This window comes from Pantoea rwandensis, from assembly GCF_002095475.1.
Taxonomy (GTDB): domain Bacteria; phylum Pseudomonadota; class Gammaproteobacteria; order Enterobacterales; family Enterobacteriaceae; genus Pantoea; species Pantoea rwandensis.
On the sequence record NZ_MLFR01000009.1, the window covers coordinates 106,487 to 121,260 of the forward strand.

General features: G+C 53.8%; 11 protein-coding genes. 5 read left to right on the top strand and 6 right to left on the bottom strand.

Annotated elements, in window-relative coordinates:
- The first annotated feature begins 5 nt into the window (after positions 1-5).
- From nuoN to HA51_RS11350, 3 genes are all read left to right on the top strand, one after another.
- On the top strand, positions 6-1,469 hold the full coding sequence (gene nuoN, locus HA51_RS11335) for an NADH-quinone oxidoreductase subunit NuoN (RefSeq protein ID WP_084934613.1): 1,464 nt from the start codon (positions 6-8) through the stop codon (positions 1,467-1,469).
- A 691-nt stretch (positions 1,470-2,160) separates the two neighbouring features.
- Positions 2,161-3,507, top strand: coding sequence for an HdeD family acid-resistance protein (locus tag HA51_RS11345; RefSeq protein WP_084934614.1), 1,347 nt, complete (start codon positions 2,161-2,163; stop codon positions 3,505-3,507).
- Positions 3,508-3,635: 128 nt separating this feature from the next.
- Positions 3,636-4,094: a GNAT family N-acetyltransferase gene (locus HA51_RS11350; protein WP_211282928.1), complete on the top strand. Its 459-nt coding sequence runs from the start codon at positions 3,636-3,638 to the stop codon at positions 4,092-4,094.
- Between the two features lie 28 nt (positions 4,095-4,122).
- Here HA51_RS11350 and HA51_RS11355 read toward each other — a convergent pair whose 3' ends face one another.
- Positions 4,123-5,781, bottom strand: a complete 1,659-nt coding sequence (locus tag HA51_RS11355; RefSeq protein ID WP_084934615.1) for a glucan biosynthesis protein D — start codon at positions 5,779-5,781, stop codon at positions 4,123-4,125.
- A gap of 290 nt (positions 5,782-6,071) precedes the next feature.
- Here HA51_RS11355 and elaB point away from each other — a divergent pair, with 290 nt between their 5' ends.
- Positions 6,072-6,380: a stress response protein ElaB gene (gene elaB / locus HA51_RS11360; protein WP_084934616.1), complete on the top strand. Its 309-nt coding sequence runs from the start codon at positions 6,072-6,074 to the stop codon at positions 6,378-6,380.
- A 275-nt stretch (positions 6,381-6,655) separates the two neighbouring features.
- Positions 6,656-7,852 (top strand): nicotinamide mononucleotide deamidase-related protein YfaY, encoded by a 1,197-nt coding sequence (locus HA51_RS11370; protein WP_084934617.1) that lies wholly within the window; start codon positions 6,656-6,658, stop codon positions 7,850-7,852.
- A 72-nt stretch (positions 7,853-7,924) separates the two neighbouring features.
- Here HA51_RS11370 and yfaE read toward each other — a convergent pair whose 3' ends face one another.
- The 5 genes from yfaE to lsrR form a co-directional block, all read right to left on the bottom strand.
- Positions 7,925-8,185 carry a class I ribonucleotide reductase maintenance protein YfaE gene (gene yfaE / locus HA51_RS11375; RefSeq protein WP_039328349.1) on the bottom strand — a complete coding sequence of 87 codons (261 nt, stop codon included), beginning with the start codon at positions 8,183-8,185 and terminating at the stop codon, positions 7,925-7,927.
- A gap of 2 nt (positions 8,186-8,187) precedes the next feature.
- On the bottom strand, positions 8,188-9,318 hold the full coding sequence (gene nrdB / locus HA51_RS11380) for a class Ia ribonucleoside-diphosphate reductase subunit beta (protein WP_084934618.1): 1,131 nt from the start codon (positions 9,316-9,318) through the stop codon (positions 8,188-8,190).
- 66 nt (positions 9,319-9,384) lie between these two features.
- Positions 9,385-11,670: a class 1a ribonucleoside-diphosphate reductase subunit alpha gene (gene nrdA / locus HA51_RS11385; RefSeq protein WP_084934619.1), complete on the bottom strand. Its 2,286-nt coding sequence runs from the start codon at positions 11,668-11,670 to the stop codon at positions 9,385-9,387.
- 465 nt (positions 11,671-12,135) lie between these two features.
- Complete coding sequence (lsrK, locus tag HA51_RS11390) at positions 12,136-13,707, bottom strand: autoinducer-2 kinase (protein ID WP_084934620.1); 1,572 nt, start codon at positions 13,705-13,707, stop codon at positions 12,136-12,138.
- 56 nt (positions 13,708-13,763) lie between these two features.
- On the bottom strand, positions 13,764-14,732 hold the full coding sequence (gene lsrR / locus HA51_RS11395; RefSeq protein ID WP_084934621.1) for a transcriptional regulator LsrR: 969 nt from the start codon (positions 14,730-14,732) through the stop codon (positions 13,764-13,766).
- Between the last annotated feature and the right edge of the window lie 42 nt (positions 14,733-14,774).

A 14,774-nucleotide genomic window follows, 5' to 3' on the forward strand; every position in this document is an offset into this window, starting at 1 on the left:
TCGCCATGACAATAACTCCTCAACATCTGATCGCATTGCTACCGCTGTTGATCGTCGGATTGACGGTGGTGGTGGTGATGCTGTCCATTGCGTGGCGACGCAACCACTTTGTTAATGCCACGCTGACCGTGATTGGGCTTAACCTGGCACTGTTTTCACTGTGGTTTGTCGGCCACGTAGGCGCCATGGATGTCACGCCGCTGCTGCGCGTTGACGGCTACTCGATGTTCTATACCGCGCTGGTGCTGCTGGCCAGCCTCGCAACCTGTACTTTTGCTTATCCTTGGCTGGCCGGTTTCCCGGACAACAAAGATGAGTTCTATCTGCTGGTGCTGATTGCGGCTCTGGGTGGCATCGTACTGGCGAGCGCCAACCATCTGGCGGCGCTGTTTATCGGTATTGAACTGCTGTCACTGCCGCTTTTTGGTCTTATCGGTTACGCCTTCCGTCAGAAACGTTCGCTGGAAGCGGCGCTGAAATACATGATCTTGTCAGCGGCGGCCTCATCGTTCCTGATTTTCGGTATTGCACTGATTTATGCCGATTCGGGCAGCCTGAGCTTCGTACAGTTAGGTAAGAGCCTGAATGACAGCATGATGCAGCAACCGCTGCTGCTGGTCGGCTTAGGCATGATGATTATCGGCCTCGGCTTTAAGCTGTCACTGGTTCCGTTCCACCTGTGGACACCAGACGTTTATCAGGGGGCGCCAGCGCCGGTTTCGACCTTCCTGGCCACCGCCAGCAAAATCGCCATCTTTGGCGTGGTGATGCGTTTGTTCCTGTATGCGCCAGTGACCGACAGCGAAGCCGTGCGTACCGTGCTCGGTATCATCGCCTTCGTGTCGATTCTGTTCGGTAACCTGATGGCGATTTCGCAGAGCAACATCAAACGTCTGCTCGGTTACTCGTCGATCGCGCACCTTGGCTATTTGCTGGTGTCGTTGATTGCGGTGAAAACCCATCAACTGTCGCTGGAAACTGCCGGTGTTTACCTGGCCGGTTACCTGTTCAGCAGTCTCGGCGCGTTCGGTGTGGTCAGCTTGATGTCCAGCCCGTACCGTGGTCCAGATGCTGATACGCTGTACTCTTATCGTGGTCTGTTCTGGCACCGTCCGATTCTGTCAGCGGTGATGACCGTGATGATGCTGTCACTGGCCGGTATTCCGATGACCCTGGGCTTCATTGGTAAGTTCTATGTGATCGCTTCCGGTGTGAATGCACATCTGTGGTGGCTGACTGCAGCGGTGGTTGCCGGTAGTGCGATTGGTCTTTACTACTACCTGCGCGTTACGGTGAGCCTGTACCTCAGCCCGCCTGAGATGCACACCCGTGACCGTGATACGCCAGCCAACTGGGCGTTCACCGCTGGTGGTGTGGTGGTGCTGATTTCCGCGATACTGGTGCTGCTGCTTGGTGTGTATCCGCAGCCACTCATCACGCTGGTGCAGATGGCTCAGCCGCTGATGTAAGTTCAGATAATATAAAAATCAGGCCCCCGGGCCTAATACTCGTCAGTTAAGGTCATATTTGTACAAGCTGTCACTGTTAAAAGTGGCAGCTTTTTTCGTTTGGGTGAGAATGCCAGAGTGCGTGCCAGAGCACCTCTGCTGCTGCCGGGCCGTCCTCGCGCCGCTTCGCGGTGCCTTCGACTTCCACGTCGTGCAGACGGACCGTTCGGGTAAGGCCGTCTAGGCCAACCCGAACTGCCAGTCGCATCCCTGCGCCTGGCTCCTGGCCCAACGTAAAAGCCTCAGCGCTGTGGATAGCCCTTGCAGCAGCAGAGGCGCTCTGGCCTCCACCATCGTGCCCTTTTTCACAACACGCACTGAAGTTTCAGAGCAGGCTGGGGCCGTTCAGGGGCGCGCAATCCGCAGCGCTGAACAGAATGAGTATGCCAGGAGAGCCCGCAGGACGCGGGTGAAAGGCGGGGCGGCACACGATGTGCCATCCCCGCCGGTCCGTCAGGCAGACGAATGAAGTGAAGGTACCGCGCAGCGGCGCGAGGACCGCCAGCCCCTGAACGGCCCCAGACTGCGTTATCACCCGCCGCATAACTGACGAGCATTAGGCCCCCGGGCCGGATTTTTTTTGCCTAAAATCTGACAATCTCCAAGCGCGTTGCTAATTTTTAAGCAGTGTTTCCCCATGTACTGAGGCAATGTGATCAAGCTGATCTTCCTGCTGACCGGAGCGCAGGTGCTGCGCCAACGTTGGTACCTCTTTGCTCTGCTCGGTGTCGCGTTGCTCCTCCTCTCCGCCGCCATGTTATATGACATTGGCAGTGACGGTTTATTGTCTGTGCCGCTGGATGTGTTGGCGATCTTCTTTATTGTGGAAGGGGCGGTGCAGTTATTTTTGGCGATCAGTAAGGAGCTGCGCATTGAGTGGTTAACGCTCCTGAAAGCCGTTGGGTTTCTGTTCGTCGCTTTCCTGATTTTTAATATTCCCGGTGACAACAATGATGTCTCAGCCGCATTGTTTGGCATCATGTTTCTTATCGACGGTATTTTTCGTATTGCTGCATCTTGGGTACTGCGTGGTGTGCGCTGGCGTAAGCAGTGTTTTACCGGTGTGATTGAAGTGGTACTGAGTATTTTGATTATCAGTAATTGGCCGTTTCATCATCATATTGCGGTGCCGCTGTGTTTTGCGTTGCTGTTACTGAGTATCGGTACACATTTACTATTAATGGCGCGGCAAGCTCATTTGCTCACCGAAGACAGTACGGTGACAGCGTTGCCAGTGTTCAAAGCCGGCGGGCTACGCCGCTGGCACAGCAGTCATTATTCACATCCTCCCTTTCCAGAAGGTAATGCCAGCGAGCCCTTAATCGTGTGCATCTGGACACCGGTGGGATCGCGTGAAGTGCGTGAACGTTACCGCCTGATTGATCGCTACATCGCGGCGGTTGACGTTCACGGTGTTATCTCCACCGGGCATGCGGCTCTTGAAGCGGGTCCAGATCTCTATATCAGTCACTATCCGCTGGATGATATTGCACGTGATAGCGGCAGTTTTCGTTCGGTACTGCGCGCAGGTGAACACAATGATATGGCTGGCCGATTTTTACCCTCCCTGGCGAGTGAAGTGGCAACCTGGTGTTCGCCAGACAAACAGATTCTGTTTCCTCGTTACAACCGCGTGGCATTAGAGAATTACTGGGCAAGTTACCGTGCAGACAGCACCTATAATCTCACGGCGCGCAACTGCTCATCCAGCATGATTCAGGCATTAGATGTATCGGTAGAAGGGATTCTGGCGCAACAGCCTTATGCTGGCGTGAAGCTATTTATTGACCCCAACTTCTGGCTATTAGGCGTGGTACGCGGTCGCGCCGAGGAGATGACCTGGACGCCCGGCTTGGCGCTGGATTATGTACAGTTGCTCAAACGGGTGATTGAACCGCAAGCCCATCAACTCTGGCCGCTTAAGCTGTGGTATGGGCTGCGGCTACGAATTCTTTTACGACGAGACAAGCGGAAACCTTCGCGTAGCGTGGTGGACTAATCCTGCATGCGAAGTTCATCACATTCCCTCTGCTGACACCGTTGACGGTGCTGCTCTGCACTGCGTTAAACCTCTTCGCTGTGTTACGCTGGCAGGATTCACTTTTTTCGCTCAGACAAGGAAGCATCATGGATATTCAAATGCAGTGGCTTGATTGCCATCACAGAGAACTCAGCCCTCAGCAGTTGTATGCCTTGCTGGCGCTACGTAATCACGTATTTATCGTGGAACAAAAATGCCCCTATCAGGATGTTGATGGTCAGGATTTGAAAGCTGAAAATCGCCACATTATGGGATTTCTTGATGGCAAATTACTGGCTTATGCGCGCGTGCTCACCCCTTCGCTGGAAACCGCGCCGGTACTGATTGGCCGCGTTATCGTCTCGGAAGAGGCGCGAGGGCTGAAGTTGGGTTATCGGCTGATGGAAAAAGCGCTAGAGAGTTGTGACAACCACTGGCCGCAACGGGTCATTTATCTCTCCGCGCAGGCACATCTGGAAGGTTTTTACGGCCGTCTGGGTTTCAACGCAGTGGGCGAAGTTTATCTGGAAGACAACATTCCACACATCGGTATGCAGAAAATATAACGGCGAGGATAGCTCCTCGCCGTGATGGTTAGCCCGGCGTCATTTGCCGGTCATCAGTGTATTTCCGCTGATCCGGCGGTGGTGGGAAATACTGATACAGCCAGGTCTCACTTAAGGTCTCATCTTTGGTACGCAGGAACAGGCGCATATCCACCGGTTTGGTGGAGTCACTGTTTGGATACCAGTCAAACAGAATACGGTAACCGTTTATCGGTTCGACATAGAGAATCTCAACCTGTTTGATGGTGCCTGAATTCACCGTAATAACTGGTTCAATACCTTTCGGTGCAGCCGCTTTCAGGTCGCCACCCACGAAGTCAATCGCAAAGCGACGGCTCCACTGATCCGGGAAGTGCTCGCCCGGTGCCCAACCTTCCGGGAATCCACCAATACCGGTGCGCGTTGCATCCACGCGCGCCAGACCGCTGCGCACGGGCGGCAGCTGGCTCCAGTAGAGTTTGTACTGGAAGTTAAATTCACTGCCTGCTTTAACCGGCTCGGTTGGCTGCCAGAAGCACACCACGTTATCCAAGGTTTCGCCCGTTGTAGGGATCTCCATCAGGTTGATGGCGCCTTTGCCCCATTTGCCAATCGGCTCCACCCACAAGCTTGGGCGTTTGTCGTACCAGCCAATCACATCTTGATAATCCTTAAAGTCGTGATTGAGCTGCAGCAAGCCGAAACCACGCGGGTTTTCATCTTCATAAGCGTTGAACTGCAAGCGCTGCGGGTTATTGAGCGGGCGCGCAATCCATTCGCCTTTACCGGTCCACATCGCCAGACGATCGGAGTCATGGATTTGTGGATGGTAGGTATTGCACATGCGACGTTCATTGGTGCCGCAGCTGAACATACTGGTCATCGGCGCGATACCGAGCTGGCGAATTTCGTTGCGTGCAAACAGGTGGTTTTCCACTTCCATCACTACGCGCTTCTCTTCGCAGTGGATGGTGAACTTATATGCACCGGTGAGGCTGGCGCCGTCCAGCAGCGCATAGACCACAAAGGTGGTGTCATCCGCTTTCGGTGTTTCGAACCAGAAGGCGGTGAAGTCCGGAAACTCTTCGTGGCCGTTGCTGAAGGTATTTACCGCCACACCACGTGCTGACAGGCCGTACTGGAAGGTTTCATCCACTGCGCGGAAATAGCTTGCGCCCAAGAACGAGACGATGTCGCGGCGCGCCAGTTCAGGCTTTTTAAACGCACGGAAACCAGCAAAGCCCAAATCGGTTTTGCCGACCAGCTGCTGGGTATCAACGTTGGCGTTGTGATAGTTAAACAGTTCCGGGCGGAAGTGGATTTCGCGCGCTTCGCGGCTGGTGGCATCCACTGAGAACATGCGGATACGGCGTTTGAAGCCCATCCCCACGTGGAAGAACTGCACATCCAATTCGCGATCGGGAATGTTGTTCCACAGCGAATGGTTGGCGTCGTACTGAATTTCGTTATAGGCCTGCGGTGTCAGATTGGCCAATGTATCGGGCAGGGGGCCGGGTGCGCCGCCCCAGGGCTGTTTCGCCAGCGCGGAAGCTTTCTTTTTCAGTGAGTCGAAATCGAAGCGAACCGCGGTACCGTCGGCAATACCATCATCGGCCCAGGCGGACTGTGCAAACAGCGAGGAGAGCCCGGTCATGCCGCTAACGGCAGAGAGGGCCATGGACGCTTTCATAAATTTTCTACGATTCATGCCGGAAATCTAATCCTTAGCTGCTCTGGTGTGTTGAGACTGTGTAAGACGCTTTGCGTCAGGCTACAGGGGGTTACGACAGTCGCGAAATTAAAAAATTCAGTCTGACAAAAATTTATCAGATTAATCAAATAAGCGAAGCAGATTTAGCGCGACAACAGCGTGGATTACGCAACTTTGCATTGAGTCGGGCAAAACCCAGCGTAATCCTAATCATGGGTACACAGCAAATATCGAATTAATGACTATAGTTAAACAACGATAAGTGACGAGCATGGAGGAAGTATAACGTGTCATCTACAGATCAATTCGAAACTCGCCTGGATGACGACCTGGCGCTACTGACAGAAACATTGGAAGAAGTACTGAAATCGTCGGGCGATCCGGCCGATCAAAAGTACATCGAACTGAAACTTAAAGCGGAGCAGGCGCTGGAAGACGTGAAGAATCGCGTGAGTCAGGCCTCCGACAGCTATTACTATCGTGCCAAAAAAGTCGCCTATCAGGCCGATGATTATGTGCATGAGAAACCGTGGCAGGGGATTGGCATCGGTGCCGCCGCTGGCCTGTTTGTCGGTTTATTGCTGGCCCGCCGTTAAATTGTCGGGGCGTAACGTCAGTTGCGCCCGATTCCTCTTATTTACCGCCTTTACCCGTCATGCTTCAAGTTGCAGACGCGTTGGCTGCGCTCATTCAACCCAGTCACTAACCTGAGTCAGCTTCAGGGGATTCACTCTCTTGCCGCCTTCCTGCACCTTGCATTATTTAGGGAATCTCTACTTATTTGTCTCGAATCCTTGTTTCGCATCAACGGCGATTGTGTTTCGCGCGCGCGCTTTCTACATTAAAGCGACAGGGATAAGGAGAACGCAACGTGATACGTGTGGAAATGCTCTCAACGGGCGATGAAGTGTTACATGGGCAGATAGTCGATACTAATGCGGCTTGGCTGGCGGATGTGCTGTTCCAGCACGGTTTGCCGATGACCAGCCGCAGCACGGTGGGTGATGCGATGTCCTCTTTAGTGGACGCGCTACAGAGCCGTAGCCAAATAGCCGATGTGCTGATCGTCAACGGCGGCCTCGGCCCCACCAGCGACGATCTTAGCGCACTCGCAGCTGCCACCGCCTGTGGCACGAAATTGGTGATCCAGCAGGAATGGCTGGAGAAAATGGAAGCCTGGTTTGCCAGCCGTGGACGCATCATGGCCCCCAGCAACCGTAAACAGGCAGAAATTCCGGCCAATGCGGAGCTGATTGATAATCCGGTGGGCACCGCGTGTGGCTTTGCGCTGCAACTTAATCGCTGCTGGATTTTCTTTACGCCGGGCGTGCCGTCCGAATTTAAAGTCATGGTCGAGCAGGAGATCATTCCGCGTTTGAAGGCGCGTTTTGATTTGCCAGAGCCGCCGCTGTGTCTGCGTTTAACGACCTTTGGGCGTGGCGAGAGCGATATCGCCGCCGAGTTGGAGCCACTGCCGCTTCCGGAAGGCGTGGTGATGGGTTATCGCTCATCAATGCCGATTATCGAAATCAAGCTCACCGGCCCGGCGAGCCAGCGCGTGGCAATGGAGCAGGTGTGGCAGCAGGTTAAGCTGCTGTTGGCTGAATGCACCATCTTTGAAGGTACGGGAGGTTTGCCTGCTTTGTTAGCGCGTGAACTGCAGGAACGCGGTTTCAGACTGGCGCTCAGCGAACAATACACTGCGGGACTTTTGAACTGGCAGCTGGCTTCAGCAGAAGTCCCGCTGAGCGCAGCAGAGATTCTGCCACCCCATGATGAACCGCTGGAAGCACAGGTCGAGCGTACGCGTAAACTTGCCGCGCATCACGGCACGGTGCTGGCGCTGTCGGTGGGCAATCTGGAAGAGGGCGAAGTGGCCATTGCGCTGCACACCCCGGAAGCCAGTTGGGGCCAGCGTGTGAAATTCACCCATGGGCGTCACAATGTTGAGACCCGGCAGAAGGTGGTGGCAATGATGGCGATGAACATGCTGCGCCGCTGGCTGCACCGTAGCGAAGTGAGCACCGGGCACGGCTGGATTGATGTGCTGGAAGCGGTGAAACAGTAAATTTGTGGCCAGGTGCGCATGAATGCGCACCCTACGAAACCCACAAAGTTGCCATTGATGGCGACCAGTCGGTTACAGCTCGATCTCAATCTCCCCCTTGGCGCGGCAACAACAGGGCAAAATCTCGCCCTGTTGAATAAACGCCAGCGGGGTTTCCGCGTAAGCCACTTCACCTTTCAGCAAACGCATCCGGCACGAACCGCAGTAGCCTTCACGACACTGAAACTCTACGCAGACATTATGCGCTTCCAGCGTGGTGAGCAGATTGGGATGATCTTCTGCGCACTCCAGGCGAGAGCCGGAACTGCGCAGAATAACAACAGAACGACTCATACTTACAGCTGGAAGTCGTTAAAGTCGTCTTCACCCACTTCGGAGTCAATCTGACCCACCAGATAAGAACTTACTTCCACTTCCTGTGGTGCCACCTGCACGTTGTCTGACACCAACCAAGAGTTGATCCATGGAATCGGATTCGAACGCGTCTGGAACGGCAGATCAAGGCCCACTGCTTGCATGCGGATATTCGTGATGTACTCAATGTACTGGCACAAAATGTCTTTATTCAGACCGATCATTGAGCCACCGCTGAACAGATATTCTGCCCACTCTTTCTCTTGCTCGGCGGCTTTCTTGAACAGGTCGAAACACTCATCACGACACTCAGCAGCGATCTCTTTCATCTCAGGATCGTCCTCACCGGTGCGCAGCAGGTTCAGCATGTGCTGAGTGCCGGTCAGGTGCAGCGCTTCGTCGCGCGCAATCAGTTTGATGATTTTGGCATTACCTTCCATCAGTTCGCGCTCGGCGAAGGCAAATGAACAGGCGAAGCTCACGTAGAAGCGAATGGCTTCCAGTGCGTTAACACTCATCAGGCAAATATACAGCTGCTTTTTCAGCTCGCGCAGGTTGACGGTCACTTCTTTGCCGTTAACCTGATGCGTGCCTTCGCCCAGCAGATGCCAGTAGCTGGTCATCTCAATCAGATCATCGTAATACTTCGAGATATCTTCCGCGCGCGCCAGAATCTGCTCGTTAGTCACGATATCGTCAAACACCACGGAAGGGTCGTTAACGATGTTACGGATGATATGGGTGTAAGAACGAGAGTGGATGGTCTCGGAGAACGCCCAGGTTTCGATCCAGGTTTCGAGTTCTGGAATCGAGATCAGTGGAAGCAGCGCCACGTTCGGGCTACGACCCTGAATGGAGTCCAGCAGCGTCTGATATTTCAGGTTGCTGATGAAAATGTGCTTCTCATGATCCGGCAGCGCCTGATAATCGATGCGATCGCGTGATACGTCCACTTCTTCCGGACGCCAGAAAAAGGAGAGTTGCTTTTCGATCAGCTTTTCAAAGATGTCATATTTCTGCTGGTCGAAACGGGCAACGTTAACTGACTGGCCGAAGAACATCGGTTCTAACAGCTGGTTATTTTTGTTCTGCGAGAATGTGGTGTAAGCCATGACTGAGTCCAAAAAGTAAGAGGGGCCGACGTTTGTCGGCCCTGACATGAGAGGGCGTTTGCCGGATTAAATCTTACAAGCGCCGCTTTCGCAGCCATCATCCTGAATGGAAGGGGCCATATCGTCCTGCACATCTTCTGCACCGTCGCGGGTGTTTTGATAGTACAGGGTTTTCACGCCAAACTTATAAGCGGTCAGCAGATCTTTCAACAGCTGTTTCATTGGCACTTTGCCATTGGCGAAACGGCCTGGATCGTAGTTGGTGTTCGACGAAATTGCCTGATCAATGAACTTCTGCATCACGCCAACCAGCTGCAGATATCCGTCGTTGGACGGCATTTCCCACAGCAGTTCGTACTGATCTTTCAGACGCTCATACTCTGGCACCACCTGACGCAGAATACCGTCTTTGGATGCTTTGATACTGATGTGACCGCGTGGCGGCTCAATACCGTTAGTAGCGTTTGAAATCTGCGAAGAGGTTTCAGAAGGCATCAGCGCAGAGAGCGTGGAGTTGCGCAGGCCGTGCGTAACGATCGACTCACGCAGACCTTCCCAATCCAGGTGCAGCGGCTCGTTGCAAACGGCGTCGAGATCCTTTTTATAGGTATCGATCGGCAGAATGCCCTGTGAGTAAGTGGTCTCTTTGAACCACGTACAGGCACCTTGCTCTTTCGCCAGCTCATTCGACGCTTTCAGCAGATAGTACTGAATGGCTTCAAAGGTTTTGTGCGTCAGGTTGTTGGCGCTGCCATCAGAGTAACGCACGCCGTTTTTCGCCAGATAGTAAGCGTAGTTAATCACGCCGATACCCAAGGTACGACGACCCATAGCGCCGCGTTTTGCTGCAGCAATCGGGTAATCCTGATAATCCAGCAATGCATCCAGCGCACGTACCGCAAGGATCGCCAGCTCTTCCAGATCGTCGAGGCTTTCAATCGCACCGAGGTTAAAGGCGGACAGCGTACACAGAGCAATTTCGCCGCTCTCGTCATTGATATCGTTCAGCGGTTTGGTTGGCAGCGCGATTTCCAGGCACAGGTTAGACTGGCGTACTGGTGCGATAGCCGGATCAAACGGGCTGTGGGTGTTGCAGTGATCGACGTTCTGAATGTAGATACGGCCGGTTGAAGCACGTTCCTGCATCATCAGTGAGAACAGCTCAACCGCTTTCACGCGCTGTTTGCGGATGCTGTCGTCTTTCTCGTATTTGGTGTACAGACGCTCGAATTCGTCCTGATCGGCGAAGAACGCATCGTACAAGCCTGGCACGTCAGAGGGGCTGAACAGGGTGATCTCTTCACCTTTCAACAAACGGGTATACATCAGCTTGTTGATCTGTACGCCATAATCCATGTGACGCACGCGGTTGCCTTCAACACCACGGTTGTTTTTCAGAACCAGCAGGCTTTCCACTTCCAGATGCCACATCGGGTAGAACAGGGTCGCTGCACCGCCACGCACGCCGCCTTGTGAGCACGATTTTACTGCTGTCTGGAAATGCTTATAGAACGGGATACAGCCGGTGTGGAAGGCTTCACCGCCACGAATCGGGCTACCCAGTGCACGAATGCGACCGGCGTTGATGCCGATACCGGCGCGCTGAGAAACGTATTTCACGATGGCGCTTGAGGTGGCATTGATTGAATCAAGGCTGTCACCGCACTCGATCAGTACGCAAGAGCTGAACTGACGGGTTGGGGTACGCACACCGGACATGATTGGCGTTGGCAGTGAGATCTTGAAGGTAGACACGGCATCATAGAAGCGACGCACGTAATCCATGCGCGTTTCGCGCGGATAACCGGAGAACAGGCACGCGGCGACCAGAATGTACAGGAACTGGGCGCTCTCGTAGATTTCACCACTCACACGGTTCTGCGCCAGGTATTTGCCTTCCAGCTGCTTCACCGCGGCGTAAGAGAAGTTCATGTCACGCCAGTGGTCGAGGAACTCGTCCATCTGTTCGAACTCTTCTACGCTGTAATCTTCTAGCAGGTGACGGTCATACTTGCCCATCTCAACCATTTTGACCACCTGATCGTACAGCTTCGGCGGCTCAAACTGGCCGTAAGCCTTTTTACGCAGGTGGAAAATAGCCAGACGAGCGGCCAGGTACTGGTAATCCGGTGCATCACGGGAGATCAGGTCTGCAGCTGCTTTGATGATGGTCTCGTGGATATCAGAAGTACGAATTCCATCGTAGAACTGAATGTGGGAGCGCAACTCAACCTGAGACACAGAGACGTTGTTCAGCCCTTCAGCTGCCCAATCCAGTACTCGGTGAATCTTATCGAGATCAATGCGCTCCTGACGGCCATCGCGTTTAGTAACGAGCAGACTTTGGTTCATGTCGCGTGTTTACCTGTCCATGAAAAAGAGAGTTATCCCCCAACTATGCACAAGGTCTATGCACAAGCCGCTCGTTGTGAGTAAGCCTGTGGATAAACACTATATATAGGGGGTGCGGGAAGTTTGAACAACAATATGGTGAGTATTCTAGTCAGCATTCAGATCATCACAAGAGTTGATTTTCGCGTGAAAATACGTCCTGGGGGGTGGCGAAATTCCTGGATCCCCATTCCGTAAGGCCTGCCACTGCTGTCAACTGCCAGCGACTTTTTTTTCACTTTTTGATCGAGCGCGTGTTTATTGCGCAAAGGTTCTCATCGCGGAAATTTGTAAAGTAAAAAAAGCCCTGACAAGGCCGCCAGTAGCGAACTTATCTAAAATTGCTTATGAATTTTTTGTGACCAATCCAGCCTACAAAAAAGGCGAGTACGCGTCTAAAAGGAAATTGATCTGGATAGCAACAAGTTACAAACCTGGCGCTTTCCACATCGAGGTGGTTAACCCACTGTCCACCAGGGTGAGTTGGTCAGCATAGACTCTCTGCCAGTTGGCTTTTTGCTGCTGATAGAGTTGATGGTGTTCTGCATTAGGCTGGAATTCCCGCTCCCAACGTACCAATGCTTGCCCGGTTTCCTGCAAACTACTGTAAATCCCAGCCGCTACGCCAGCCGCAATGGCACAGCCAAGCGCGGTGGCTTCTTTCACCTGCGGCACTTTCACCGTCAGACCCGTCACGTCACTGAGAATCTGACTCCACAATTTGCCCTTAGCACCGCCACCCGCAAATACTAATTGCGAGGTGTTAATACCGGAAAAGGCGGCCACTTGATCCAGGTTGCAGGCTGAAACAATCGCGGCATTCTCTTCCAGCGCACGGAATAGCGTCTGCTTGTTACAGCGTTCGGGATCGATGGAAAGATTAATAAAGGAAGGTGCCGCGTGATACCACTTGTTGAAGTGCATCGCATCTGAGAACACTGGCATCACGCCCCAGGAACCAGCAGGTACGCGTGCCGCCATCTCTTCCAGCAGGCTGTAACAATCCACACCAAGGCGTTCTGCCAGCAGTTTCTCTTCGCCGCAAAAGGCGTCACGGAACCAGCGCATGGTCAGGCCGGTAAAGAAACTGATCGCTTCCGCCTGTGCCATGCCTGGGATCACATGCGGGTTAACGCGAATGTTCATTTGAGGGTCGACCTGCGGATGCGGCAAATTCACCACCTGTTGCCAGAAGGTGCCCCCCAGCACAGCGGTTTCCCCCGCATTCACTACGCCTAACCCCAGTGTGCCAAGTTGCACATCACCGCCACCCATACCGACCACCGTACCTTGCTCAAGACCACACTGGCGAGCGGCTTCAGCCGTAATCTCCCCTAGCTTACTGCCGGTTTCGGCCACCGGGGACAAGATATCGCCGCGCAATCCCGCCATCTCTAGCAGGTCAGGGCGCCATTGCCGAGTGTGTAAATCTAGCAAGCCAGTGGTGCCAGCGTTTGAGGGGTCCACGGCAAGTTCACCGCTGAGACATTTTGCCAGCCAGTCGCTGATCATGGTTAACGTGGCGGCCTGGCGATAGATATCAGGACGATGGTGCGCCAGCCACAGCAAGCGTGGCATCGCGCCGAGGGCCAGTGTCTGACCGGAGCATTGGTAAATTTCGCGCTCAAACTCGCCGTGATGAATCTCTTTCAACTCGCTCACTTCACGGCTGGCGCGTGCATCCACGTTGGCGCACGCCCAAATCGCTTCGCCCGCTTTGTTGTAGAGCACAATCCCTTCCCGCATTGAGCAGCATGCCACGCTACGAATCGCGCTAGCCGGGAGCTGCGCCAGTTGCAACACCTGACGGATGCACTGACAGGCAAGCGGCCAGTTCTGGTCCAGATCAAACTCCATCGACCCTGGCACATCGGGCAGGGCGAGATGCCGCCATTCCGCTTGCGCCACAGCGACTTGCTCACCCTGTAGATTGAAAATCACGGCGCGAATGCTACCGGTGCCGGCGTCGAGCGCCATCAGATGCGGGGCGTGTGTCATCTCAGTATCTCCAATGGAAAATCTGACTGCCTTTATTCTGCCCCGCCACTAGGCGATTACAGCAATGCCAATATTGAGCGGGCCGTTCCTTCTTCTGTTACCAGAGCATTAATACGGCCCCCTTCCAGAGCAGCAAGGATGGCTTCTGCTTTCTCAGGGCCACCCGCGACACCCATCACCATTGGAATGGCCGCAAGTTCTTCAGGGCTAACTGCAATCAACTCTTCATGAATCGGCATAGCGTCCGCTAACTGCCCATCGGGTCGCATAAAATAGCCAAGAATGTCGCCAACCGCGCCTCTGCGCGCATACATCAGTTGCTCTCCCTCGCTGATATAACCCGAACGCAGTATGGTGGCCTCCTGCTTCTGGCGTAATGCACCGATTCCCACAATCGCCACATCAGCGGCGCAAGCCGCGAGCATCACATCTTTAACACTCCGTTCCTGGCGTAGGATCTGAGCAACGTTGGCGCTGGATGCGCGTAGCGGGGCCGGAATTATGCTGATACCGCACGCTGCATCTAACTGCCCAAGGCCCGTCATGTAGGGACCGACGCCACCGGATAGCGTTACCATGCGAATATGTTGCGATGAAATAAAGCCGCTGAGGTGTTGCAAGGTATTCATACTGGTCTCCCCAAATCCGACAGCCAGTAATTGCTGTGGTTGGAGAACCGACATCAACATCTGAGCCGCGCCAACCCCGAGTCGCTGGCTCAAATTAGGGCTGTCTAACTGTGGCAGAACACGTATCTGCTTTAAGTTAAAGCGCTGTTGCAGTGCATGTTCGAGCGTTAAACAGCCTTCATAACGTGAATTGATCTGCACACGAATCACCCCAGACTGACGCCCTTTCTCCAGCAGGCGTGACACCTTGAGGCGCGTTAAACCGAGTCTTTCACCGATTTCGTTTTGCGTCAGGCCGTCGTGATAATAGAACCAGGCGGTGCGCGCAAGGAGTTCTTCTTCGCCCATACCGTTATCCACAATGAGTCCCGCTGCCGGGGTACGATCGTTTTTCATGATGAACACTTTATAAAATTAAAATCAATTGTTCGCTTGGGC

Excerpts from the sequence above, each read along its gene's own strand:
- lsrR (WP_084934621.1), bottom strand. The coding sequence starts at position 14,732 with ATGAAAAACGATCGTACCCCGGCAGCGGGACTCATTGTGGATAACGGT.
- nuoN (WP_084934613.1), top strand. The coding sequence starts at position 6 with ATGACAATAACTCCTCAACATCTGATCGCATTGCTACCGCTGTTGATC.
- HA51_RS11355 (WP_084934615.1), bottom strand. The coding sequence starts at position 5,781 with ATGAATCGTAGAAAATTTATGAAAGCGTCCATGGCCCTCTCTGCCGTT.
- lsrK (WP_084934620.1), bottom strand. The coding sequence starts at position 13,707 with ATGACACACGCCCCGCATCTGATGGCGCTCGACGCCGGCACCGGTAGC.
- HA51_RS11350 (WP_211282928.1), top strand. The coding sequence starts at position 3,636 with ATGGATATTCAAATGCAGTGGCTTGATTGCCATCACAGAGAACTCAGC.
- nrdA (WP_084934619.1), bottom strand. The coding sequence starts at position 11,670 with ATGAACCAAAGTCTGCTCGTTACTAAACGCGATGGCCGTCAGGAGCGC.
- nrdB (WP_084934618.1), bottom strand. The coding sequence starts at position 9,318 with ATGGCTTACACCACATTCTCGCAGAACAAAAATAACCAGCTGTTAGAA.
- yfaE (WP_039328349.1), bottom strand. The coding sequence starts at position 8,185 with ATGAGTCGTTCTGTTGTTATTCTGCGCAGTTCCGGCTCTCGCCTGGAG.